This window comes from Bradyrhizobium barranii subsp. barranii (assembly GCF_017565645.3).
In the GTDB taxonomy this organism is placed as follows: domain Bacteria; phylum Pseudomonadota; class Alphaproteobacteria; order Rhizobiales; family Xanthobacteraceae; genus Bradyrhizobium; species Bradyrhizobium barranii.
This window is the reverse complement of sequence record NZ_CP086136.1, coordinates 6,327,678-6,348,821: the sequence shown is the minus strand read 5'-3', so window position 1 is coordinate 6,348,821 and position 21,144 is coordinate 6,327,678. Positions and strand designations below refer to the sequence as shown.

Sequence of the window (21,144 nt, the reverse complement as noted above, 5' to 3'; positions counted from 1 at the left end):
TTAACCTCTAATTCTTGATCTAGGTCTTGCCGGCACTCTTCTTGGCCGGAGCCTTGGGGGCGGCGGCCTTGGTCGGCGACGTTTTTGCGGTCGACGACACGGCGGCGCGCGCCTTGCTGGTGGATTCGGATTTGGGTTTGGCCGCCTTCTTGGCGGCCGGTTTCTTCGGCTTCGGCGCGGCGTCATCGCCGTCGGCGGCCTTCTCTGTAGCCTTCTTGGCCTTGGCCGGCTTCGCCGCCTTCTTCGGCTTCTTGCCGCCGCCCTTGGCCGCGCGCTCGTCGATCAGCGCGATCGCCTGCGGCAGCGTGACGGTGTCCTTTTCGAACTCGGCCGGGATCGTCGCGTTGACGCCGCCTGCCGTGACATAGGCGCCGTAACGGCCGCTCTTCACCGTGACGGTGCCCAGCGTCGGATGATCGCCGATCGCCTTGCCGGGGTCGGCGCCGAAGCGGCGGCTCGGGCCCTTGGCGACCTTTTCCGCGATCAGCGTCACCGCGCGGTTGAGGCCGATATCGAAGACCTCGTCGCCGCTCTCCAGGCTGGCGTAGGTCTTCTCGTGCTTCACGAACGGCCCGAAACGGCCGAATCCTGCCGTGATCGGCTGACCGGTCTCCGGATGCTTGCCGATCTCGCGCGGCAGCGACAACAGCTTCAGCGCAAGCTCGAGCTCGACGTCGCCCGGCGAGGTGCCCTTCGGGATGCCCGCGCGCTTCGGCTTCTCGCCTTCCTCATAATCCTTCTGCTCGCCGAGCTGGATGTAGGGCCCAAAGCGGCCGGCCTTGACCCAGACATCGCGACCGGTGTCGGGGTCCTGGCCGAGCGAACGGTCGGCGGTGGTCTCGCTGTCGGCGGCGAGCTGGCGGGTATAGCGGCATTCCGGATAGTTCGAGCAGCCGACGAAGGCGCCGAACTTGCCGGCCTTGAGATTCAGCCGGCCGTTGCCGCAACTCGGGCACTGCCTGATATCGCCGCCATCGGCGCGGGGCGGATAGATGTGCTGGCCCAGCATGTCGTCGAGCACGTCGAGCACCTGGGCGACGCGCAGATCCTTGATCTCGTCGACGGCGCCGATGAAGCCGGTCCAGAAGTCCTTCAGCACCTGCTGCCAGGAGATCTCGTTGTTGGAGATGCGGTCGAGCTGCTCCTCCAGATTGGCGGTGAAGTCATATTCGACGTAGCGGCTGAAGAAGCTTTCGAGGAAGGCGACCACGACGCGGCCCTTGTCCTCGCCGTGCAGGCGCTTCTTCTCCAGCTTGACGTAGCCGCGGTCCTTCAGGACCTGGAGGATCGAGGCATAGGTCGAGGGACGGCCGATGCCGAGCTCTTCCATGCGCTTGACCAGCGAGGCCTCCGAGAAGCGCGGCGGCGGCTCGGTGAAGTGCTGGGTGACGGCGAGCGACTGCCGCTTCAAGCCGTCGCCCGCACTCATCGCGGGCAGGCGGCGCGAATCGTCGTCTTCCTCGTCGTCGCGGCCTTCCTGGTAGAGCGCAAGGAAGCCGTCGAACTTGACGACCTGACCCGTCGCCCGCAGCTCCAGCGTGCGGGAGCCTGCCTTCGCGGTGATGTCGACGGTGGTGCGCTCGAGCTCGGCCGATTCCATCTGGCTCGCGATGGTGCGCTTCCAGATCAGCTCATAGAGTCGCGCCTGGTCGGCATCGAGCTTGCGGCTCATGCTGTCGGGGCGGCGCGACATGTCGGTCGGGCGGATCGCTTCGTGCGCTTCCTGGGCGTTCTTGGCCTTGGCCTGATACTGGCGCGGGGCCTCCGGCACATAGGCGTTGCCGTAATCCTCGCCGATCACCTTGCGCGCCTGGGTGATCGCGGACGGATCGATCTGCACGCCGTCGGTACGCATATAAGTAATGAGTCCGGTGGTCTCGCCGCCGATGTCGATGCCTTCATAAAGGCGCTGGGCGATGCGCATCGTGTGCGCCGGCGCAAAACCGTATTTGCGGCTGGCTTCCTGCTGCAGCGTCGAGGTGGTGAAAGGGGCCTGCGGATTGCGCCGGGCCGGCTTGGCATCGACCGCGGTCACGGCATAGGCGGCTGCTTCCAGCGCCTTCTTGAAGTCCTCGGCTTCCGCGCCGCTGCCGACGTCGAGCCGTTGGATCTTCTTGCCGTCGGCGCCGACGAGCCGCGCCTCGAAGGCTTCGCCGCGCGGCGTCAGCAGGGTCGCGATCAGCGACCAGTACTCGCGCGGCACGAACTTTTCGATTTCGAGCTCGCGGTCGCAGACCAGCCGCAGCGCCACCGACTGCACGCGGCCGGCCGAGCGGGCGCCCGGCAGCTTGCGCCAGAGCACGGGGGAGAGGGTGAAGCCGACCAGATAGTCCAGCGCACGGCGCGCCATGTAGGCGTCGACCAGCGCGCCGTCGATCTGGCGCGGATTCTTCATCGCGTCCGTGACGGCCTGCTTGGTGATGGCGTTGAACACCACGCGCTCGATCTTCTGATCCTTCAGCGCGCGCTTTTCCTTCAACACCTCCAGAACGTGCCAGGAGATGGCCTCGCCCTCGCGATCAGGGTCGGTCGCCAGAATCAAGCGGTCGGCGCCCTTCAGGGACTTGGCGATATCGTTGAGCCGGCCGGCCGCCTTGGGGTCGACCTCCCAGATCATCTTGAAATTTGCGTCCGGATCGACGGAACCGTTCTTCGCCGGGAGGTCGCGGACATGGCCGAACGAGGCCAGAACCTCGTAGGACGAGCCCAGATACTTGTTGATCGTCTTGGCTTTCGCCGGCGACTCCACAATGACGATATTCATGTAGTTCCAGTAACTTACGGGGAAATTACGAGCCGCTTTCGATGAGATTCGGATCGGCCGTTTCGACCCGAACATGGGTGGTGAGGCCCTCGCTGTCAAATCGAGGGGTGTTGAAAGCACCCCGAATGGGAAAAGTTTCATATCGAGAAAGTTGCAGAATACCACCTTGGAGTTGCGGTCAATGTCAGCGTAGAGTCGCCCGGGGCATGGATTCGGGTGGGGTCTGGTGACTAAGCCAGGAAAGAAACGGGCGCGCGCCGCGTCAGGCGTGGCGGGAGGCTCGCGCGGTGAGGAACCAGGGGAGGGCGGCGTCGATGAGGCCGTTGCCTTCATTGCCGAGCAGGTCGGGGCGTTGCGCAAGCTCGCCGAGCGCCACAAGCTCGATGTGCTGCATTATCTCCTGGGGATGACCAAGCTAGAGGCCGACGAGCATCTGCGGCTGCGGAGCAAGCGCAAGCTGTCGTAGCGGCGCTCACTATCCAATCCGTCATCCCGAGGTGCTCGCGTAGCGAGCCTCGAAGGATGAGCGGCCGAGATGCCGCAGCCGGGCCGTCGCCCTTCGAGGGCCGCTGAAGAAGCGGCCACCTCAGGGTGACGGCGATACATGGAGGCGCGCCGCATCAACGTCGTCATTGCGAGCGCAGCGAAGCAATCCTGAATCCCTCTGCGGAAAGACTCTGGATTGCTTCGCTGCGCTCGCAATGACAAGGGGATCAGCCGCTACGGCCCGCCATTCTCGCCAGTCGCCGGCCGAGATATTCGGCCGTGCTGAGGTCGCTCTGCGGTAACGAGGCGTCGACCAAGTGTGTCGCCAGGCCAAGCTGGCTGCCTAAGCGATTCCGGCCACTCAGATCCTCCCCACCCGGAATATCCAGTCCGCACCAGAGCATGCCGTGCTGCGCGGCCAGAATCGAGAAGTAGGTCAATGTGTGGAGTTGATCGCCGCTTGCGCAGGCGCCCGTGGTGAACCCGGCTGCGATCTTGTTGACCCAGGCTTGCTGGCTCCATCTGTCGCTCGAAGCGTCCGCAAAAGCTTTGAATTGGGCCGCAGGTCCGCCCATGTAGGTGGGACTGCCAAATGCAACGGCGCTAGCGCCGTCAATCGTTTCCAGGAACCTCTCATTCTGAAACCGGCCTGACACGATGTCGTTGCCTGTGATTCGGCAAAGCGCGACGTCTGCCATGCCATCCGCTCCGCGCGCCAATGCATGCGCCAGCTTCTCAGTGGTGCCGGAGATGGAAAAATAGACGATAGCGAGCAGGGGCATGGCGGTGCCACTTGGGGGTGTTCAGCCATCTTTGACGCCGTCGATATTTTGTACAAGTCCCCCAACGCAGTCATTGCGAGCGCAGCGAAGCAATCCAGAATCCCTCCGCGGTGAAATCCTGGATTGCTTCGCTGCGCTCGCAATGACGGTGTGGTGGCAGCGTGCCGCGATCAGGCTGACCGCCGTCGCGGGGCCGGCCGTGGCTTCAGCGTGATGTCGGCCAGGCTGAGCAACCGTCCATCCTCGGCGTGCAACTCGAGCTTCTTCACCGGGCGGCCTTTGACGCGATCGACCATGACGGTGTCGATCTCCTCGGGCGTGTCGTCGAACTCCTCGCTCCATTGCCGGAGCGCGACCAGGATCGGGAAGAGGCCAAGTCCCTTCGGCGTCAGCACATACTCCTGGTAGGCGCTGCCATCGGAGGCGGGGGCGGTCGCCAGGATGCCGTGTTCGAGCATTGAGCGCAGGCGCGCCGACAAGATGTTCTTGGCCATGCCGAGCTTGCCCTGAAACTCGCCGAAGCGGCGCACACCGAGCATCGCTTCGCGGATGATCAGCAGCGTCCACCAGTCGCCGATCGCCTCCAGCGACCGCGCGACCGGGCAGCCGTCACCCTCAAAACTCGTTCGTTTCACCATCGTCTGAGGTCCCCTCACATTCGCACGATGTCGGCGCCAATCACGCGCTTGTGTGGTTGCATCATAAAACCATCCGCCTAGATTGCAATATGGTTTCATAATGAAACTATTGGAGAGGCGAGCATGAGACTGAGCGGCAAGACGGCACTCATCACCGGCGGCAACAGCGGAATTGGATTGGCAACGGCAAAGCTGTTCGTGGCCGAGGGCGCGAAGGTGATCATCACCGGGCGCAACAAGGAGACGCTGGAGGCCGCGGCGAAGGAGCTTGGCCCGAACGGGTTCGCGGTCGCAGCCGACGCCACCGACATTGCCGCGACCGATGCGGCGATCAAGCAAGGCGCCGAAAAATTCGGCAAGCTCGACATCGTGTTTGCCAATGCCGGCATTCCCGGCGGCACGCCGCTCGGTTCGGCGACACTGGAGGTTTTCGAGAAGGTCATCCGCACCAACCTCACCGGCGTGTTCTTCACGGTGCAGTCGGCGCTGCCTTATCTCAACGACAATGCCTCGATCATCCTCAACGGCTCGGTGATCTCCGTGCTCGGCATTCCCGGCTATTCGGCCTATGGCGCCGCCAAGGCCGGCGTGCGCGCGATGGCGCGGATCATGGCGTCGGAACTGTCGCCGCGCGGGATTCGCGTCAACGTCGTCGCGCCCGGCGCGATCCGCACGCCGATCTGGGGCGCCGCGATCGCAACGCCCGAAGCGGAGAAGGAGTTCGAGAAGCGCATCGCGCTGTCGACCCCGTTGGGGCGCATTGGTGAACCAGATCACATCTCGAAGACGGTGCTGTTCCTCGCCTCGGATGATTCAGCGCACATCCAGGGCCAGGAGATCTTCGTCGACGGCGGCGCGGTGGCGTCTCCGAGCGGCGCACCGATCTATCGCGGCTGATCAACGTTTGCGAAAATTGAATCGGTCGGCGCGATGACATCGGTTGCGCCGGCCGGTTCCTACACCTCGGTGGCTGTATTCCTCTGAACCTTGCGTGAGGTGTTGAACCTTCGCTTGCGCTGCCAAGACACTTTTGCGGGCAGGGGTCATAAGACTCACTTTCAGGGAGCCCGCGATGTCAAAAGCAGCTCGTATTTCTTCGTCGATTTCAGAACCGCGTATTTACACCGAACGTTCCGCCATTCCCGCCAAGCGCTCCGACACGTCCGAGTTCATCGGGGTGGCACTTTTCTCAGGCATCGGGCTTTTCATTTCGCTCGTCGCCGTCATTCTTGGCGTTCAGGGCGCCTGGTTTTAGCGCTGTCGAACTCTCAGCCGCCGCCGGAGTCCGGCAGCGGCTGGCGTTGGCGTAAGTGTTACGCCGCCTGCAGGCTGGTGGCAGCCTGAAGCGCTCCGGCCAGCGCTTTCTCACGATGCTCAGGGCCAACCTGGATGCCGTCGGCGACGATGAATTCGGGGCTCGTGATGCCCATGAACGCGAACACGCCGCGCAAATAGGTTTCGAGGTGCTCGAGCGAGGCGGCCGGCGTGCCCGGGCCGTAATAGCCGCCACGCGAGATCGCCACGATCACGCGCTTGTTGCCGGCAAGACCCTGCGGGCCGTTCGCGTCGTATTTGAACGTTTTCCCCGCCACGAGCACGCGGTCGATCCAGGCCTTGAGCTGGCTCGGGATCGTAAAATTGTACATGGGCGCGCCGATCACGACGATATCGGCATCGAGGAACTCGTTGAGCACGGCCGCGCTCGCGGCAAGGTCGGGTCCGAGTTCCGCCGGCGCCGGCGCGCCTTGCGCGGCCGCGAGGTGCGAGCCGGAGAGGTGGGCGAGCGGGATCTGCGTCAAATCGCGATAGACGAGGTCGAGCGACGGTGTCGCCTGCCTGAGACGGTCGACGATGGCGGCGGAAACCTGCCGTGAGACGGAGTGGGGGCCGAGCACGCTGGAGTCGATATGGAGGAGTTTCATTGGGGTTTACCTATGGTATAGATTTGTAACCCGCACTACATGAGTGACTGTCGATTCCCCCGCAAGAACGCACTTTTTTGAGCCATGGGCACATCTTTGAGACCTGCACACACCGATTTTCCTGCGCCCCAGATGCCGGATCGCGACCACGCGGACTGCCGCGGGGTCGCCTCGATCCTGGCGCGCGTCGGCGACAAATGGAGCGTGTTCGTCATCATGATGCTGAGCGACGGGCCCAAGCGCTTCAATGAACTGAAGCGGATGATCAACGGCATCTCGCAGCGGATGCTGACCTTGACGCTGCGCGGGCTGGAGCGCGACGGCCTCGTCACGCGCACGATTTTCCCGACCATTCCGCCGCGTGTGGACTATGAGCTGACCGATCTTGGCCGCGGGCTCCAGCAGCCCGTGATGGCGCTTGGGCTATGGGCGAAGGAGCACCAGGCGCAGATCGCGGCGGCACGCACGCGGTTCGATGAGCGCAACGACACCTAGAGAAGAGAGTGGCGTTCAAGCCGCCCCGCAAGCTCGAGCTCCAGCAGCACTGTGCGCACGATGGCTGGCGATGCGCCGGACATCCGCACCAGATCGTCGATCGAGATCGGGGCAGGGCCGAGCAGGCCGGTGATCTGGTCGCGGTCGTGTGATTGCGGATCGCTCTCGAACGGTTCGCTATCGGGCTCGCTCGCCCGATGCATCAGCGGCCGCTCCATGATCGGTGCGACTGCGTTGATGATGTCGGACGCTTCGGTGACGAGCGTTGCGCCCTGCTTGATCAAATCGTTGGTGCCGGCGGCGCGCGGGTCGAGCGGCGAGCCGGGCACCGCGAACACCTCGCGGCCCTGTTCTGCCGCCATGCGCGCGGTGATCAGCGAGCCCGAGCGATGCGCCGCCTCGACCACGACCACGCCGAGCGCGGCGCCCGAGATCAGCCGGTTGCGGCGGGGGAAGTCGCGGGCGCGCGGCTCATGGCCGAGCGGCATCTCCGAGATCGCAGCGCCCGCGTGATCGAGGATAGAGGCGAGCAGGTCGCCATGTTCGGGCGGATAGATGCAGTCATGTCCGCCGGCGAGCACCGCGATGGTGCCGCTCTCGACACTGGCGCGGTGCGCGGCCTGATCGACGCCGCGGGCGAGCCCCGAGATGACGATGAAGCCAGCTTCGCCAAGCTCACGGGCCAACTGACCGGCGAATTTCAGTCCCGCGCCAGAGGCATTGCGCGAGCCGACGATCGCGATCATCGGACGCATCAGCGTCGTGGTGTCGCCGCGCACGGCGAGCAGCGGCGGCGCATCGTCGAGCGTGGCGAGCCGCGATGGATAGCCGTCCTCACCGGGCGCGAGCCAAGCTATGCCGAACTTGCGGCTCGCGGCGAGCTCGGCCTTCGCCTCATCGGCACTACAGATGCGCCCGGAACGGGCCGCGCCGCCGCGGCGCGCCAGATCGGGCAGCCGCTCCAGCGCGGCGCGCGCCGTGCCGAAATGATCGACCAGCGAACGGAAGGTGCGCGGCCCGACATTGTCGGAGCGGATCAACCGCAGGCGGTCGATCCGTTCAGCCTCGGTCAGCTCAACGCTCGGATTGATGGCGTCCACGGCGTCTCCTTGTGGGAGCAGCATGGAACAACCTGAGGGCGTGGGCAACAGTGGCGTAGCGCGTTGTCGAGGTCGCCGGGGATGTCAAGCTCGATCGGTCGCAGCTCAACCTTCATTGCCCGCGCGGCGTTCGTCATGGCATTCATTGTGCCGTTGTTCAGGGGGGTGCCTCGTTGCATGAGCACCCCTGCGCGGGTCATCGAGGGAGCTATGCTCGCAAGCACCTCTAACCGCTTCGCAGCTAGTTCTGTAAGGAAAAAGGTCTGTCCCGTAATGTTGCCACCGGGATGAGCCATGCTGGCTGCAAGGCCCAAGGTCACCAGATCGGGACCCACGATCATCACGGTTGGAATTGTGGTCGTCGCACGGTGCGCGGCAAGAACCCCGGGAAATGTGGCTGTCACGAGGACGTCGACGCCGAGGGCGACCAGTTCAGCAGCCAGCGCCGGAAGTCGGTTATCGTCGCCGTCGGCGTCGCGATATTCAACGTGGACGTTCTCGCCCTCAACCCAACCGAGACCGCGAAGCGCAACGAGGAACGCATCGACCTCCGAATTTCGCGGTGGGGGGAGGAAAAGGCCGATCCGCGAGACGCGCTTCACTTGCTGAGCGCGTGCGGCCGTTGCCCACGCCAACGCCCCGCCAGCCAAAGTGATGAATCCGCGTCGTTTCATAGCACCGCTAAATCGCTTATCCTCTGGCAGAGAGTAAGCATTTTTCGACATTGGTCCAGCCGCGTCAATGAACAGGTTGGGTCAGAAGGCGCACAGCCTAAGCCGAGACGGCGTGAGCGTCCAACAGTCCGGCAATTCGAATCTCATCGCCTTGATTGTCGGGGCAATTTAGAACTAACGCAAAGGTTGCGGCGTTTCCGCGTTAGTGCCACGCGGCCCGACATTGTCAGAGCGGATCAGCCGCAGGCGGTCGATCCGCTCAGCCTCGGTCAGCTCAACGCTCGGATTGATGGCGTCCACGGCGTCTCCTTGTGGAGGCAGCATGGAACAACCTGAGGGCGTGGACAACAGTTGCGTGCGCTTGATCGGGCTTCAAAGGCGCTGCAGGAAGACCCGACGTGGTCGACGGGTCTTCCGCAAGGTCGTCGATTCAACGCGCGTGGGCCGCCCGAGCGACAGCGACGCCGCTCCGCGAGACGCGAGCGTCAAGGCTGAGCGCACCGGCACCGAAGGCAAAGATCTGGAGCAGGCCGCCTGCCATCATCACGTTCTTGAGGAAGTGGATCATCTGATTCTGGTCGGCAAAGTTGTTGTGGAACGAGACTGCCGCGGCCAGCGAGAATATGGCGAGCGCCAGCGCGACCGAGCGGGCTTGATAGCCCGCGATCAGCAGGAGACCGCCACCGAGCTCGACGAGAACTGCGATCGCATATGCCAACGGGGGCACCGGCAATCCCGCAGCGGCGATGTAAGCGGTCGTCGCACCATAAGCGGTGAGCTTGCTGAAGCCACTCATTGCAAACGGGAGGCCGATCAGCAGGCGGCCAACGAGGGAAGCATAACGGGTCGTATCCATGGTCATCGCTCCTGTGCTTGGTTGAGGTCCGACGGCGGTGACGCACCAGGCGTTTGTGGTTCGTAAGAGAGTGCGCGCCGCAGGGCCCTTGCGTTGTGACCTCACACTGGCTCGATTGAATCGCGATAAAAATAGAAATAATTGAAAGATACTGTTTCCATTTTTGATCTCATCCGCGCGGCGCCCGCGGACGCGGATGCTCTGGTCGAGCCGCTGGTCCCGGTCGACTGCACGCATGGATCGACCGCGTCCACGTGCGCTTGCGCGACCTCGTCCCGATGCTAAAAGCGATGGCAATAAGAAGGGTATTGCCATGATCTCACTCGCCGACCTCCAGCGCCGCATCGAAGCGGGCGAGCTTTCGCCCGATGACGCAATCGCCCAGTCGCACGCGGCGATCGAGGCCAGGGAGAAGGACGTCCACGCCTTCGTCCGTCACGACAAATCCGCGAAGGCGCAAGCCTCCGGCCCGCTGCGCGGCATCGCCGTCGGCATCAAGGACATCATCGACACCGCCAACATGCCGACCGAGATGGGCTCGGAGATCTATCGCGGCTGGCAGCCGCGCTCCGACGCGCCGGTCGTGATGATGCTGAAGCGGGCAGGCGCCACCATCATCGGCAAGACCACCACGACGGCGTTCGCCTCGCGCGATCCGACCCCGACGCTCAATCCGCACAATCTCGGCCATACGCCGGGCGGCTCGTCCTCGGGCTCGGCCGCGGCCGTCGGCGCCGGCATGATTCCGCTGGCGCTCGGCACCCAGACCGGCGGATCGGTGATCCGGCCCGCCGCCTATTGCGGGGCTGCCGCGATCAAGCCGTCGTTCCGGATGCTGCCGACCATCGGCGTGAAGTGCTACTCATGGGCGCTTGATACTGTCGGCCTGTTCGGATCGCGCGCGGAAGATCTCGCGCGCGGGCTGCTGGCGATCACCGGCCGCACTGAATTCGATGGCATCGCCGCGGCCAAGGCGCCGCGCATCGGCGTGGTGAGGCAGGAGTTTGCCGAGGCCGTGGAGCCGGCGGCGGAAGAGGGCTTGCAGGCTGCGATCAAGGCGGCCGAGAAGGCCGGTGCCAGTGTCAAGACCATCGATCTGCCGGAGTCGGTGCAGGAAGCCTGGCGCATCCACCCGATCATCCAGGATTTCGAGGCGCATCGCGCGCTGGCCTGGGAGTTTTCGGAGCATCACGACGAGATCGCGCCGATGCTGCGTGCCAGCCTCGATGACACCGTCGGCTTGACGCCGAAGCAATATGACGACGCGCGTCGGATCGCCCGCCGTGGCCGCCGCGAGCTCGGCGAGCTGTTCGAGGGTTTTGACGTGCTGCTGACCTATTCGGCGGCGGGCACCGCGCCGGCCAAGGAGCTCGCCTCGACCGGCTCGCCCCGCTACAACCGGCTCTGGACGCTGATGGGCAATCCTTGCGTCAACGTGCCGGTGCTGAAGGTCGGAGGCCTGCCGATCGGCGTGCAGGTGATCGCGCGCTTCGGCAACGATCTGGGCGCGCTTGCGGCGGCGTGGTTCCTGGAGGATGCGCTGGCGAAATCAGGCTAGCGCAGGCTCAGCGGCGGGCAGCACGCGTTCGGCCTCGGCGCCTGTCGCGCCTTGTCCGAGCCAACGCTCGGCGGCCTCGCGGCCACTCCGGTGCAGCGTACGAATGAAGCCGCGGCCGAGATCCGTGGATGAGCGCTGCGCCAGGCCCTCAACGGAGTCTTCGGCCGCGATCCTGGAGAGCCGCAGCGAAGGTGCAGCCGTGGCTCGCGCCCATTCGAGTGCCGCGATCTCGGCGTTGAGGGCGGCGTTGGCTGCGATCTGGTCGAGCCTGCGGTCGATCGCGGCGAGCGTGATCGGCACGTAGCTGTCGCGCGTGGGCGTGACCTGGACGAGCAGCAGATCGGAGGCTGTCGATTCCTGCGCCAGGCGCACCAGCGGCGGATTGCCGCCAATGCCGCCATCCCAATAGGCCTCGCCGTCGATCTCGACGGCGCAGTGAACCAAAGGCGGGCAGGTCGAGGCCAGCGCGACGTCGGCGGTAATGCAATCGTTGCGGAAGATCTGCTGCTGCCCATCGCGGATTCGCGTCGCGGCGATCAGCAGTTTTGGGCAGGCCGCGTCGCGCAAGGCGGCAAAATCGATGTCGCGCGACAGCGCCTGCCGCAGTGGATCGAGATCGAACGGATCGAACTGGCCGGAGCGCAGCGTCGGACCGAACGCGACCGAGCTTCCCGCCGGCGAGAATCCGCCGACCAGCATCAAGGAGCGGAACGAGGCCTCGTGCATCAGGCGGGCCCAGAACCGGTTCAACCGCGAATGGGCGCCTTCGCGTCCGCCTTCGGCAAGGCCGGTGGCGAGCAGGAGCGCATTGATGGCGCCGGCGCTGGCGCCGCTGATGGTGTCGATCTCGATTGAGGGCTCTTCGAGCAACCGCTCCAGCACGCCCCAGGTGAAGGCTGCAAAAGTGCCGCCGCCCTGAAGGGCCAGCGACAATCTTTGCGGCGGCCATTGGCCGGAGTGCGGCTGCACGGGCGCGACCGGCGCGGCAATGGTCACGATCTCGACTGGCGCGGCGGATTGCGCGACGGGCGCAGGCCGGGTCACTGGCGGGGGTACGGGAGCAGGCTCGGGCGCGGGCAGCGGCGATGGCGCATCGGACCAGACATTGGTCATCGAGAGCAGCCGGCTTGCTGCGGTGCTGGAAGCACCGTGCGAACCGGACCCGTCATGCGTGCCGACAATCTTCTCGCTCATTCTGAGCAACCGCGTAACGCCATTTCCGCTGTCAGGATGACAGGCGTGGAACTCGTTCGCCACTCCGGCCGCGAGCAGCTTCCGAGTTGCGAACAGGAATTGGCACATAATGCGGAGGCGGTGCGGCGATATCCGTACTTTTTCCGGCCTTGGATTTTGTTTTGACGCGTTTCTTGACGCGAACCGGTATCCACTTCGCTCGAAAACGCTCTAGGCCTTCTCGCCGATCCGGCTTTCCTTGCCGGATTGCAGTCGCTTGATGTTCTCGCGATGCGCGTAGAACAAGAGCAGCGTCAGCGCGGCGAACAGCGATGCGAGCGCGAGGTGCCCGAACCACCACAGGAAAATCGGGGTGATGAACGCCGCCACCAGCGCGGACAGCGAGGAGTAGCGGGTGGTGAAGGCGGTGGCGAGCCAAAGCAGGCAGAACACGATCGCGCCGGGCCAGAACAGGCCGAGCAGGATGCCGATATAGACGGCGACACCCTTGCCGCCTTTGAACTTCAGCCAGACCGGGAAGAGATGGCCGAGGAAGGCGCCGAGCCCGGCCACCATGGCGGCATCGGGTCCCGCGATGTAGCCGGCGATCACCACCGCGACCGTGCCCTTGAGCGCGTCAAGCAGCAGGGTGCCCGCGGCAAGGCTCTTGCGTCCCGTGCGCAGCACGTTGGTGGCGCCGATGCTGCCGGAGCCGATCGAGCGAATATCCTGCGTGCCGGCGAGCCTGGTCAGGACCAGCCCGAACGGAATCGAGCCGAGGAGGTAGCCGATGACAAAGGCCACCGGCAGGAAGGCTTCAAGCCCCATGGCCGCATCTCCATGCTGAACTGCGACGCCACGCATGAATTTGCCCGTCAGACATGTTCGTAGACCGTCCGTCCGCCGACAATGGTGCGCACCACGCGGCCTGTAAAGCGGGCCTCGTCGAACGGCGTGTTCTTGCAGGGCGATTTGAGGTCGGCGGGATCGACGATCCAGGGCACATCGGGATCGATCACGATGACATCGGCCGGGCTGCCCGTGCGCAGGGTTCCACCCGGCAGGCCCAGGATCTCGGCCGGCCGCGTCGACATGGCCCGGATCAGCGTCTTCAGGTCGAGTTCCTCGTTGTGCACGAGGCGAAGGCCCGCCGGCAGCATGGTCTCGAGCCCAATGGCGCCGGGTGCGGCTTCCGCGAACGGCAGGCGCTTGACCTCGACGTCCTGCGGATTGTGGTCGGACATGATGACGTCGACGAGGCCGGAGGCGACCGCCGCGACCAGCGCGCGGCGGTCGTCCTCGGTCCGCAGTGGCGGCGACAGCTTCAGGAACGATCGGTAGGGGCCGATATCGTTCTCGTTCAGCGCAAGATGATTGATCGAGACCGAGGCGGTCACGGCGAGGCCGGCGTCGCGGGCGCGCTTGAGGACGTCGAGCGAGTCGATACAGGTCAGCGACGCCGCGTGATAGCGCCCGCCGGTGAGCGCGACGAGACGCATGTCGCGTTCCAGCATCACGGCCTCCGCCGCGTTCGGGATGCCCATCAGGCCGAGCCGCGAGGCGAACTCGCCCTCGTTCATCACGCCTTCGCCGACGAGATCGGGATCCTCGGTGTAATGCACGATCAGCGCGTCGAAATCGCGCGCGTAGGTCAGCGCGCGGCGCATCACCTGCGCGTTGATCACGCTCTTGTCGCTGTCGCTGAAGGCGATCGCGCCGGCGGCCTTGAGGAGGCCGAACTCGGTCATCTCCTCGCCGTGCATTCCCTTGGTGAGCGCCGCCATCGGCAGGATGTTGACGATCGCGGTGTCGCGGGCGCGGCGCATCACGAAGTCGACGGTCGCCGAATTATCGATCACCGGAGACGTGTCGGGTTGGCAGATGATGGTGGTGATGCCGCCGGTCGCAGCCGCCTGGCTCGCGGAGGCAAAGGTCTCGCGATGGCTGAAGCCGGGCTCGCCGACGAAGGCGCGCATGTCGACCAGGCCGGGGGCCACGATCTTGCCGGCGCAGTTGACGACGTCGGTGCCCTCGGGGACGCCGGCCGCTCCGATCCCGCGGCGGGTCTCGCGGATGATGCCATCGGCAATCAGGACATCGCCGGGGCCGTCGAAATCCCTGCTGGGATCGACGACGCGGGCGTTGGCAAGCAGGATGGGACGGCGGTCAGTCAGCATGAGCATCACGCGTTCGGCAAGTTGCGGGCGAGCGCTTCGAGTACGGCCATCCGTACCGCCACGCCCATCTCGACCTGTTCGCGGATCAGCGATTGCGCGCCGTCGGCGACCGCGGTGTCGATCTCGACGCCGCGGTTCATCGGACCGGGATGCATGACGAGAGCGTCCGGCTTGGCGTAAGCGAGCTTTTTCTGGTCCAGCCCGAAATAGTTGAAATATTCGGAGGTCGACGGCACGAAGGAGCCGTTCATGCGCTCGCGCTGGAGCCGCAGCATCATGACGATATCGGCGCCGTTGAGCCCTTCGCGCATGTCGCGCGCGACCTCGACCCCCATCCGCTCGATGCCGGGCGGCAGCAGCGTGGAGGGGCCGACGACGCGGACGCGGGCGCCCATGGTGTTGAGCAGGATGATGTTGGAACGGGCCACACGCGAATGCAGCACGTCGCCGCAGATCGCGACCACGAGGCCCTCGATCCGGCCCTTGTTGCGGCGGATGGTCAGGGCGTCGAGCAGCGCCTGCGTCGGATGCTCATGCGCGCCGTCGCCGGCATTGATCACGGAACCGTCGACCTTGCGCGCCAGCAGTTCCACCGCGCCGGACGCGTGATGCCGAACCACCAGAATGTCCGGGTGCATGGCGTTGAGCGTCATCGCAGTGTCGACCAGCGTCTCGCCCTTCTTGATGGACGAGGAGGAGACCGACATGTTCATGACGTCGGCGCCCAGCCGTTTGCCGGCGAGCTCGAACGAGGACTGGGTCCGGGTCGAGGCCTCGAAGAACAGATTTACCTGCGTCCGTCCACGCAGGACGGTGCGCTTCTTGTCAACCTGGCGGTTGAGCTCGACATATTCTTCGGACAGGTCGAGGAGGCCGGTGATGTCGGCCGCGGAAAGGCCCTCGATGCCCAGCAAATGCCGGTGGCCGAGGACGAAGGTCGATTTCGATGTCATTAAAACGAGAGCTATAGGCGGGGATGGCTGGGGGGGCAAGGGCCAATGCCGGGGCGGGGAGTTATCCCCTGATCTGTCGGTCTGGGCTCATCCTCTCCGTCATGCCCGGGCTTGTCCCGGGCATCCACGTGCTTCATTCGCATTTGACGTAAAAGGCCGTGGATGGCCGGGACAAGCCCGGCCATGACGATGTGGGGAGCTCCAGTTGAAAACAATTTTGACCGTGCTCTTGGCAGCAACCGTTATCAGCTCCGCCCATGCCCAATCGCTCCCCGGCGGCTTCGTCTATTTGCGCGACATTGATCCCGGCATCATCCAGGACATCCGCTACGCCACCTCGAACAATTTCGTCGGCCGTCCGCTCGCCGGTTACGGCGCCGGCGAATGCGTGGTGAAGCGGGAGGTGGGGCTGCGGCTGAAGGCGGTTCAGCAGGAGCTGGCGGCGCAAAGCCTGTCGCTGAAGATGTTCGACTGCTACCGGCCGGCGCGGGCCTCGCTCGACATGGTGAGGTGGTCGCAGAACGGCTTCGAGACGGCGGCCGAGCGGCGCTACAATCCGAAGATCTCGAAGACCGAGCTGTTCCGCCTCGGCTACATCGCGAGCCGCTCGCAGCATTCCACGGGCGCGGCGCTCGATCTCACGCTGGTCGATCTCAAGGCTGACAATTCCGCCAGATACGACCCGTCGAAAACCTATGCCGATTGCACGGCGCCGGTCGACGCGCGATTGCCGGAGGGCAGCGTCGACATGGGCACGGGTTACGACTGCACGGACGCGAAGGGGCACACTGCGGCACCGTCGATCAATCCGGACCAGCGCGCCTGGCGCAAGCGGCTGGTGGCCGCGATGGCGAAGCAAGGCTTTGTGAACTATGCGAAGGAGTGGTGGCATTTTTCCCTGCCGGGGGCGGGCGGGGCGGCCTATGATTTCCCGATTCCGCCGCGAACGAAGTAGATCGTCGTGCGAACGGCCCCGGAATGACGGTGCCGTCCCAACGAAAGCGCTTGAATGGACTCCCTCAATCCCGATCTCCCGCCGATGACCGTGACGCCAGCCGCACCGCGCGTCTGGAAGTTCTGGGGCACGGCGGTGTGGGGCCTGCTCATCTTCGTCGCGATGTTTGTCGGCCAGATCGGTGCCATCCTCTATCTGGCCTGGGACCGTGGCGATCCCCTCGACCTGATGTCGATCCAGCGTGTCGGTCGCGAGCCCGCGGCGCTCGCGCTGTCGGTGACCATGGGCCTGCCGGCGACGCTGGCCGCGGTATGGCTCGCCATCCGCATCAAGAAGGCCTCGTTCGTCGATTACCTCGCGCTGCATTGGCCGTCCTGGAAGCAAATGCTGTTCGGCGCCATCGGGCTTGTCCTGATCGTGGTCGCCTGGGAGACGATGTCGCGGAGCCTCGGCCGCGAGGCGACGCCGGGCTTCATGACCGATCTGTTGAAATCGGGCCGCGACAAGGGCGCGGCTGTGATGCTGCTGTTCGCGTTCAGTGTCGCTGCGCCGATGTCGGAAGAGGTTTTGGCGCGCGGCTTCCTGTTTCGCGGCTGGTCGGCGAGCTTCCTGCGCGTGCCCGGCGCGATCATCCTGTCGTCACTGGTGTGGACGGTCGTGCACCTGCAGTACGACATGTACTTCCTCGCGGAGGTCTTCTCCATCGGCCTGTGGTTCGGCTACATGCGCTATCGCGCCAACTCGCTCTGGCTCACCATCGTGCTGCATGCGCTGAACAATCTGACGGCGGTGGTGCTGACGATGTGGCTGGGGAGCTGAGGCCTCGCACGAGGCCTAAGCCACCAGCGCGATCGCGATCGGCATCGTGACCGCCGCCAAGATCGTCTGCAGCGTGATGATCTGCGCCAGCAGCGGCGCATCGCCGCCCATCTGGCGGGCCAGCACATAGGCGCTGGGCGAGGTCGGTACCGCCGCGCAGATTGCGACGATCGCCAGGCTGTCGCCCGAGAGCCCGAACCAGGCGGCGAGCGCCAGCGCGAGCACGGGCATCAGTGCCAGCTTGAACGCCACGCCGATGGTTGCGCTCACGCTCGGGCGGAGCAGGCCCTTGAGCTGCAGGCCGGCGCCGGTGACGAGCAGACCGATGGCGAGCGAGGACCGGCCAAGGGCATCCGCGACCTCGTGCCAGATCTTTGGCAGCGGCAGATGGATGACGTTGATGACGAGGCCGATCACGCAAGCCCAGATCAGGGGATTGCGGACCACCGTCATGACGATGGCGCGGGCGGACTGCTTCTCGGGCGAAGCATAGTGCGCGAGCACGGCAACGCTGAACACGTTGACCAGCGGAATGATCGCGACCATCGCCACCGACGCCAGCGCCAGTCCGACATCGCCGAACATGTTGGCGGACACCGAGAGCGCGACATAGGTCTGCCAGCGCGTCGCGCCCTGGAAGATCGAGGTGAAGGCGGGACCGTCGACGTCGAACCGCGCGAGCGCCGGGCGGAGCGCGAGGCAGAGCAGTGACATCGCGAGCACCGACAGCAACAGCGCGCCGCCGACGCCGGCGACCGGCACCCTGGAGAGGTCGGCCTTCACCAGCGTCTGGATCAGCAGCATCGGGAACAGCACGAAATAGGTCAGCCGCTCCAGCCCATGCCATTGCGTGTCGAGCCGCATCAGGGTGCGCCTCAGCACCACGCCGAGCACGATGAGGATGAAGACCGGCAGCAGCGCCGCGATCACGACGGCCATGGATCAGCCCGATGCCGCGCGAAGATTGGCGAGGCGGTCGAGCGCGCCTTGCAGGATGAAGATCGCGGCGTGCTCGTCGATCACTTCGGCGCGCTTGGCGCGGCTGACATCCATGCCGATCAGCTCGCGCTCGACCGCTGCGGTCGACAGGCGCTCGTCCCAGAGGCCGATGGGGAGTGTGGTCAGCCCGGCAAGGTTGCGGGCGAAGGCGCAGGTCGATTGCGCCCGCGGGCCCTCGCTGCCGTCCATGTTGATGGGCAGGCCGAGCACGAAGCCGACCGCCTTGCGCTCGGCCGCGATCGCGAGCAGCCGCGCCGCGTCCTGCTTGAACGCCTTGCGCTGGATGGTCTCGACGCCCGTCGCGAGGCGCCGGTCCGGATTGGACACGGCAACACCAATGGTCTTGGTGCCGAGGTCAAGGCCGACCAACCCGCCGCGTTCGGGCCAGTGGGTTGCAGCATCGACGAGAGGCAGGATAAGAGCCGGCATGGTGTTAGCGCATATCACGCGTCGCGCCGCGGAGTGAACCCGGAACATGGATGCACTGACACTATTCGGCCTGTTTGCCGTGACGGCGATGCTGGTCTGCTATGCCCTTGAGGATCGCAGCCATTGGTTCGTGCTGCTGTTCGCGGCGTCCTGCGCGTTCGGCTCGGCTTACGGCTTCCTGCAGGGCGCTTGGCCGTTTGGCCTCGTCGAAGCCATCTGGGCCTTCGTTGCATTGCGGCGATGGCATCTGAGGCCGCGATGACGGACAGGTCGGGCGAGGGCGCCTGCCGGGGCGGCAGGCCGATCCTCGCCCGCTGAGTACGTCGCCGATCAGCGGATCGCGATCGGGTTGATCATCGCCTGCACGCCGCCGGTCCAGCGCGGCTGTCCGAGCACGAACAGGAATTCGTAACCCTTGTCGCGAGCGAGCGCGGCGGTGTCCATGTTCTCGAGAATGTAGGTCCCATTCATCGCGAGCAGGATCTGGTGCACTTCGAATACGTTCTTGGACTCGAACGGCAGCACCTCGAGCGCCCAGGTGTCGGCACCGATGGCGACCACGCCCTTGCCGGTCAGGTACTTCGCGCCTTCGACGCCGAGACCGGGCTCGCCGGCCGAGTAGCGCTTGTCGTCCTTGCCGATCAGGCTGAGCCAGCCGGTGTGGAAGATGACGACATCGCCCTGGCGGATCTCGACGTTCTGCTGCTTGGCGGCTTCCTCGATCTCCTTGACGTTGAAGGCGGTGCCTTCCTTCACGATGTCGGTTTTGAAATAGGCGGCCATGTCGAGCAGCACGCCGCGCGTGACCATCGGTGGGACCTTCTCGATGCCGAGCTTCTTCAAGCCATTCGGATCGGCGAAATCGGCGAGCTTGTTGCCGTTGTAATAGACGTGCTCGACGCCGAGATGGCCGAGGCCGTCGAGCTGGCTGCCGATGCCGACCCACGTATCAAGGATGTCGTCGTTATAGGTCGCCTTGTTTGGACCGAGACCCGGGCTGCCGGCCTGTCCGGGCTGAACGATGGTGAGCTTGAATGTGCGTGGCGGATAGGCGGGTGTCTGTGGCGTGACGGGAATGCCGAGGGCGTAGGTCTTGCCGGTCTTCACCAGCGAGGCGGCCTTCACCACCAGCTCCGGCGTCATGTAATTGGCGGCACCGATCTCGTCGTTCGGTCCCCATTTCGATTTGGTCCAGTCTTGTGCGCTTGCAGTTCCTGATATCGCCGACAACGCGGCGACACAGCACAACACGAGCGTATTGCGCATCGATAGTCCTCCCGATGTTTTGGCTTCGTTGTGTTTTTGCGCTGGCCAGTGACACATCCTAACGTAGAACGGATGCGTGCTTCAAAGCATTTCGAGCTGCTGCGCTGCGGCGGCTGAACGCAGCGCAGACTAATTCAAGCGCGATGGATTTGTGACGAATTTCGCCGCGTGGAACGCTGCGCCGGTGTCAGGCCGCGATGACGTCGTTGTCTTTCTTCAGGCAGGACATGAAACCTTGAAGCGCGCTGTATTGATGTCCGGCGCTGCGCTGGATGAAGAGCGTCTCGACGCGCGCATGTGACGGGCCCAGCGCGTGGATCGACACGCTGCCGGCCATCGCGCTGCGTTCGACCACGGCGCGCGGCAGCAGCGTCACGCCCATGCCGGCGGCGACACAGCCGATCATGCCGTCGAGCGTGCCGAGCTCGAAGCGCGCCGCCGACGGCCAGCCGAACTCGACAAAGATCTGTTCGAGACGCTGGCGGTAGGTGCAGCCGGTGCGGAACACCAGCGCGGTCGGACCGGACTCCGGCGTGCCGGCGCGCAGCTCGGCAAGTGAGGCCCAGCGCCGCGCGCTGACCAGCACCAGCTCTTCACGAAACGCGCTCGTCGCAGTGAGGTCGGCATGTGCGATGGGACCCGCGACGAAGGCGCCGTCGAGCGCGCCTTCGAGCACGCCCGCGACGAGGTCGGCGGTGGTCGCGGTGCGCAGGCTCAGCCGCACGGCAGGGAAGCTGCGGTGGAAATCGGCGAGGAGGGACGGCAAGCGCACGGCTGCCGTCGTCTCCATCGAGCCGATCGCGAGCGGTCCCTTCGGCTCGCCGTCGTCACGCGCGGCGAGCACGGCCTCCCGCGATAGCGCGGCCATCCGCTGTGCGTAGGGGAGGAGGCGTTTGCCGGCGCCGGTCAGCGTCATGCCGCGGCTGTGGCGTTCGAACAGCGGTGTGCCGATCTCCGCTTCCAGCGCCTTCACGCGCTGGGTGACGTTGGATTGCACCGTGTTCAGCTCTTCGGCGGCGCGGGTGATGCCGCCGGTGCGGGCGACGGCGGCAAAGGTCTGGATATCGCTGAGTTCCATGGCGTCGTTTCGCTTTTGTG

The 21,144-nt window shown here is 65.2% G+C and carries 23 protein-coding genes and 1 pseudogene; 8 read left to right on the top strand and 16 right to left on the bottom strand.

Features of this window, described 5'->3' with window-relative positions:
- Nucleotides 1-19 precede the first annotated feature (19 nt).
- Nucleotides 20-2,764 (bottom strand): type I DNA topoisomerase, encoded by a 2,745-nt coding sequence (gene topA / locus J4G43_RS30770; RefSeq protein WP_208087276.1) that lies wholly within the window; start codon nt 2,762-2,764, stop codon nt 20-22.
- A 226-nt stretch (nt 2,765-2,990) separates the two neighbouring features.
- On the opposite strand from topA, the gene J4G43_RS30765 reads away from it, so the two are divergent.
- Nucleotides 2,991-3,230, top strand: coding sequence for a hypothetical protein (locus J4G43_RS30765; protein WP_071913093.1), 240 nt, complete (start codon nt 2,991-2,993; stop codon nt 3,228-3,230).
- 247 nt (nt 3,231-3,477) lie between these two features.
- On the opposite strand, the gene J4G43_RS30760 is transcribed toward J4G43_RS30765, so the two are convergent.
- The gene (locus tag J4G43_RS30760) at nt 3,478-4,032 is read right to left on the bottom strand and encodes a flavodoxin family protein (protein ID WP_208087275.1); all 555 of its coding nucleotides are present in this window, start codon (nt 4,030-4,032) and stop codon (nt 3,478-3,480) included.
- 170 nt (nt 4,033-4,202) lie between these two features.
- Complete coding sequence (locus J4G43_RS30755) at nt 4,203-4,670, bottom strand: winged helix-turn-helix transcriptional regulator (protein WP_071913095.1); 468 nt, start codon at nt 4,668-4,670, stop codon at nt 4,203-4,205.
- A gap of 123 nt (nt 4,671-4,793) precedes the next feature.
- Here J4G43_RS30755 and J4G43_RS30750 point away from each other — a divergent pair, with 123 nt between their 5' ends.
- Nucleotides 4,794-5,567, top strand: coding sequence for a glucose 1-dehydrogenase (locus J4G43_RS30750; RefSeq protein ID WP_208087274.1), 774 nt, complete (start codon nt 4,794-4,796; stop codon nt 5,565-5,567).
- 175 nt (nt 5,568-5,742) lie between these two features.
- Complete coding sequence (locus tag J4G43_RS30745; RefSeq protein ID WP_208087273.1) at nt 5,743-5,925, top strand: hypothetical protein; 183 nt, start codon at nt 5,743-5,745, stop codon at nt 5,923-5,925.
- Nucleotides 5,926-5,983: 58 nt separating this feature from the next.
- On the opposite strand, the gene J4G43_RS30740 is transcribed toward J4G43_RS30745, so the two are convergent.
- Nucleotides 5,984-6,592 carry an FMN-dependent NADH-azoreductase gene (locus J4G43_RS30740; protein ID WP_014494708.1) on the bottom strand — a complete coding sequence of 203 codons (609 nt, stop codon included), beginning with the start codon at nt 6,590-6,592 and terminating at the stop codon, nt 5,984-5,986.
- A gap of 84 nt (nt 6,593-6,676) precedes the next feature.
- On the opposite strand from J4G43_RS30740, the gene J4G43_RS30735 reads away from it, so the two are divergent.
- On the top strand, nt 6,677-7,087 hold the full coding sequence (locus tag J4G43_RS30735; RefSeq protein WP_028152772.1) for a winged helix-turn-helix transcriptional regulator: 411 nt from the start codon (nt 6,677-6,679) through the stop codon (nt 7,085-7,087).
- Here J4G43_RS30735 and dprA read toward each other — a convergent pair.
- The 4 genes and pseudogenes from dprA to J4G43_RS30720 form a co-directional block, all read right to left on the bottom strand.
- Nucleotides 7,084-8,211 (bottom strand): DNA-processing protein DprA, encoded by a 1,128-nt coding sequence (gene dprA, locus J4G43_RS30730; RefSeq protein ID WP_208087272.1) that lies wholly within the window; start codon nt 8,209-8,211, stop codon nt 7,084-7,086. The two genes, J4G43_RS30735 and dprA, sit on opposite strands and share 4 nt — an antisense overlap.
- On the bottom strand, nt 8,157-8,861 hold the full coding sequence (locus J4G43_RS30725) for an ABC transporter substrate-binding protein (protein WP_208087271.1): 705 nt from the start codon (nt 8,859-8,861) through the stop codon (nt 8,157-8,159). Before J4G43_RS30725 ends, dprA begins: the two co-directional genes overlap by 55 nt.
- Nucleotides 8,862-9,071: 210 nt before the next feature.
- Nucleotides 9,072-9,185 (bottom strand): annotated as a pseudogene (locus J4G43_RS55385) (DNA-processing protein DprA); the annotation flags it as partial.
- A 106-nt stretch (nt 9,186-9,291) separates the two neighbouring features.
- Nucleotides 9,292-9,717, bottom strand: a complete 426-nt coding sequence (locus J4G43_RS30720) for a DoxX family protein (RefSeq protein WP_408581447.1) — start codon at nt 9,715-9,717, stop codon at nt 9,292-9,294.
- A 313-nt stretch (nt 9,718-10,030) separates the two neighbouring features.
- Between J4G43_RS30720 and J4G43_RS30715 the strand changes: the two genes are divergently transcribed.
- A complete protein-coding gene (locus J4G43_RS30715; protein WP_208087270.1) occupies nt 10,031-11,275 on the top strand; it encodes an amidase in 1,245 nt (414 codons plus the stop codon).
- Here J4G43_RS30715 and J4G43_RS30710 read toward each other — a convergent pair.
- From J4G43_RS30710 to J4G43_RS30695, 4 genes are all read right to left on the bottom strand, one after another.
- Nucleotides 11,267-12,469, bottom strand: a complete 1,203-nt coding sequence (locus J4G43_RS30710) for a patatin-like phospholipase family protein (protein WP_208087269.1) — start codon at nt 12,467-12,469, stop codon at nt 11,267-11,269. The two genes, J4G43_RS30715 and J4G43_RS30710, sit on opposite strands and share 9 nt — an antisense overlap.
- Nucleotides 12,470-12,679: 210 nt before the next feature.
- Nucleotides 12,680-13,276, bottom strand: a complete 597-nt coding sequence (gene plsY / locus J4G43_RS30705; protein WP_208087268.1) for a glycerol-3-phosphate 1-O-acyltransferase PlsY — start codon at nt 13,274-13,276, stop codon at nt 12,680-12,682.
- 47 nt (nt 13,277-13,323) lie between these two features.
- On the bottom strand, nt 13,324-14,625 hold the full coding sequence (locus J4G43_RS30700) for a dihydroorotase (protein ID WP_208089455.1): 1,302 nt from the start codon (nt 14,623-14,625) through the stop codon (nt 13,324-13,326).
- A 5-nt stretch (nt 14,626-14,630) separates the two neighbouring features.
- A complete protein-coding gene (locus J4G43_RS30695) occupies nt 14,631-15,578 on the bottom strand; it encodes an aspartate carbamoyltransferase catalytic subunit (RefSeq protein WP_014494716.1) in 948 nt (315 codons plus the stop codon).
- Between the two features lie 205 nt (nt 15,579-15,783).
- Between J4G43_RS30695 and J4G43_RS30690 the strand changes: the two genes are divergently transcribed.
- Both J4G43_RS30690 and J4G43_RS30685 read left to right on the top strand, forming a co-directional pair.
- Nucleotides 15,784-16,533 (top strand): M15 family metallopeptidase, encoded by a 750-nt coding sequence (locus J4G43_RS30690; RefSeq protein ID WP_208087267.1) that lies wholly within the window; start codon nt 15,784-15,786, stop codon nt 16,531-16,533.
- 54 nt (nt 16,534-16,587) lie between these two features.
- Nucleotides 16,588-17,352: a CPBP family intramembrane glutamic endopeptidase gene (locus J4G43_RS30685; RefSeq protein ID WP_208087266.1), complete on the top strand. Its 765-nt coding sequence runs from the start codon at nt 16,588-16,590 to the stop codon at nt 17,350-17,352.
- Nucleotides 17,353-17,367: 15 nt separating this feature from the next.
- Here J4G43_RS30685 and J4G43_RS30680 read toward each other — a convergent pair whose 3' ends face one another.
- Together J4G43_RS30680 and ruvX are read right to left on the bottom strand one after the other, a co-directional pair.
- Nucleotides 17,368-18,291 (bottom strand): AEC family transporter, encoded by a 924-nt coding sequence (locus J4G43_RS30680; RefSeq protein ID WP_208087265.1) that lies wholly within the window; start codon nt 18,289-18,291, stop codon nt 17,368-17,370.
- A 3-nt stretch (nt 18,292-18,294) separates the two neighbouring features.
- Nucleotides 18,295-18,780 (bottom strand): Holliday junction resolvase RuvX, encoded by a 486-nt coding sequence (gene ruvX, locus J4G43_RS30675; RefSeq protein ID WP_208087264.1) that lies wholly within the window; start codon nt 18,778-18,780, stop codon nt 18,295-18,297.
- 46 nt (nt 18,781-18,826) lie between these two features.
- Between ruvX and J4G43_RS30670 the strand changes: the two genes are divergently transcribed.
- Nucleotides 18,827-19,042, top strand: coding sequence for a hypothetical protein (locus tag J4G43_RS30670; protein WP_208087263.1), 216 nt, complete (start codon nt 18,827-18,829; stop codon nt 19,040-19,042).
- A 68-nt stretch (nt 19,043-19,110) separates the two neighbouring features.
- Here the strand turns inward: J4G43_RS30670 and J4G43_RS30665 are convergent, their stop codons facing one another.
- Nucleotides 19,111-20,046 carry a cyclase family protein gene (locus J4G43_RS30665; protein WP_071913117.1) on the bottom strand — a complete coding sequence of 312 codons (936 nt, stop codon included), beginning with the start codon at nt 20,044-20,046 and terminating at the stop codon, nt 19,111-19,113.
- 187 nt (nt 20,047-20,233) lie between these two features.
- Entirely contained in the window at nt 20,234-21,124 is an 891-nt protein-coding gene (locus J4G43_RS30660; RefSeq protein WP_208087262.1) for a LysR family transcriptional regulator, read from the bottom strand.
- Nucleotides 21,125-21,144: the final 20 nt, after the last annotated feature.

What these genes read in the sequence shown, in the direction of transcription:
- topA (WP_208087276.1), bottom strand. Translation starts at nt 2,764, where the DNA reads ATGAATATCGTCATTGTGGAGTCGCCGGCGAAAGCCAAGACGATCAAC.
- J4G43_RS30760 (WP_208087275.1), bottom strand. Translation starts at nt 4,032, where the DNA reads ATGCCCCTGCTCGCTATCGTCTATTTTTCCATCTCCGGCACCACTGAG.
- J4G43_RS30755 (WP_071913095.1), bottom strand. Translation starts at nt 4,670, where the DNA reads ATGGTGAAACGAACGAGTTTTGAGGGTGACGGCTGCCCGGTCGCGCGG.
- J4G43_RS30750 (WP_208087274.1), top strand. Translation starts at nt 4,794, where the DNA reads ATGAGACTGAGCGGCAAGACGGCACTCATCACCGGCGGCAACAGCGGA.
- J4G43_RS30745 (WP_208087273.1), top strand. Translation starts at nt 5,743, where the DNA reads ATGTCAAAAGCAGCTCGTATTTCTTCGTCGATTTCAGAACCGCGTATT.
- J4G43_RS30740 (WP_014494708.1), bottom strand. Translation starts at nt 6,592, where the DNA reads ATGAAACTCCTCCATATCGACTCCAGCGTGCTCGGCCCCCACTCCGTC.
- J4G43_RS30735 (WP_028152772.1), top strand. Translation starts at nt 6,677, where the DNA reads ATGGGCACATCTTTGAGACCTGCACACACCGATTTTCCTGCGCCCCAG.
- dprA (WP_208087272.1), bottom strand. Translation starts at nt 8,211, where the DNA reads ATGCTGCTCCCACAAGGAGACGCCGTGGACGCCATCAATCCGAGCGTT.
- J4G43_RS30725 (WP_208087271.1), bottom strand. Translation starts at nt 8,861, where the DNA reads ATGAAACGACGCGGATTCATCACTTTGGCTGGCGGGGCGTTGGCGTGG.
- J4G43_RS30720 (WP_408581447.1), bottom strand. Translation starts at nt 9,717, where the DNA reads ATGGATACGACCCGTTATGCTTCCCTCGTTGGCCGCCTGCTGATCGGC.
- J4G43_RS30715 (WP_208087270.1), top strand. Translation starts at nt 10,031, where the DNA reads ATGATCTCACTCGCCGACCTCCAGCGCCGCATCGAAGCGGGCGAGCTT.
- J4G43_RS30710 (WP_208087269.1), bottom strand. Translation starts at nt 12,469, where the DNA reads ATGAGCGAGAAGATTGTCGGCACGCATGACGGGTCCGGTTCGCACGGT.
- plsY (WP_208087268.1), bottom strand. Translation starts at nt 13,276, where the DNA reads ATGGGGCTTGAAGCCTTCCTGCCGGTGGCCTTTGTCATCGGCTACCTC.
- J4G43_RS30700 (WP_208089455.1), bottom strand. Translation starts at nt 14,625, where the DNA reads ATGCTGACTGACCGCCGTCCCATCCTGCTTGCCAACGCCCGCGTCGTC.
- J4G43_RS30695 (WP_014494716.1), bottom strand. Translation starts at nt 15,578, where the DNA reads ATGACATCGAAATCGACCTTCGTCCTCGGCCACCGGCATTTGCTGGGC.
- J4G43_RS30685 (WP_208087266.1), top strand. Translation starts at nt 16,588, where the DNA reads ATGGACTCCCTCAATCCCGATCTCCCGCCGATGACCGTGACGCCAGCC.
- J4G43_RS30680 (WP_208087265.1), bottom strand. Translation starts at nt 18,291, where the DNA reads ATGGCCGTCGTGATCGCGGCGCTGCTGCCGGTCTTCATCCTCATCGTG.
- ruvX (WP_208087264.1), bottom strand. Translation starts at nt 18,780, where the DNA reads ATGCCGGCTCTTATCCTGCCTCTCGTCGATGCTGCAACCCACTGGCCC.
- J4G43_RS30670 (WP_208087263.1), top strand. Translation starts at nt 18,827, where the DNA reads ATGGATGCACTGACACTATTCGGCCTGTTTGCCGTGACGGCGATGCTG.
- J4G43_RS30665 (WP_071913117.1), bottom strand. Translation starts at nt 20,046, where the DNA reads ATGCGCAATACGCTCGTGTTGTGCTGTGTCGCCGCGTTGTCGGCGATA.
- J4G43_RS30660 (WP_208087262.1), bottom strand. Translation starts at nt 21,124, where the DNA reads ATGGAACTCAGCGATATCCAGACCTTTGCCGCCGTCGCCCGCACCGGC.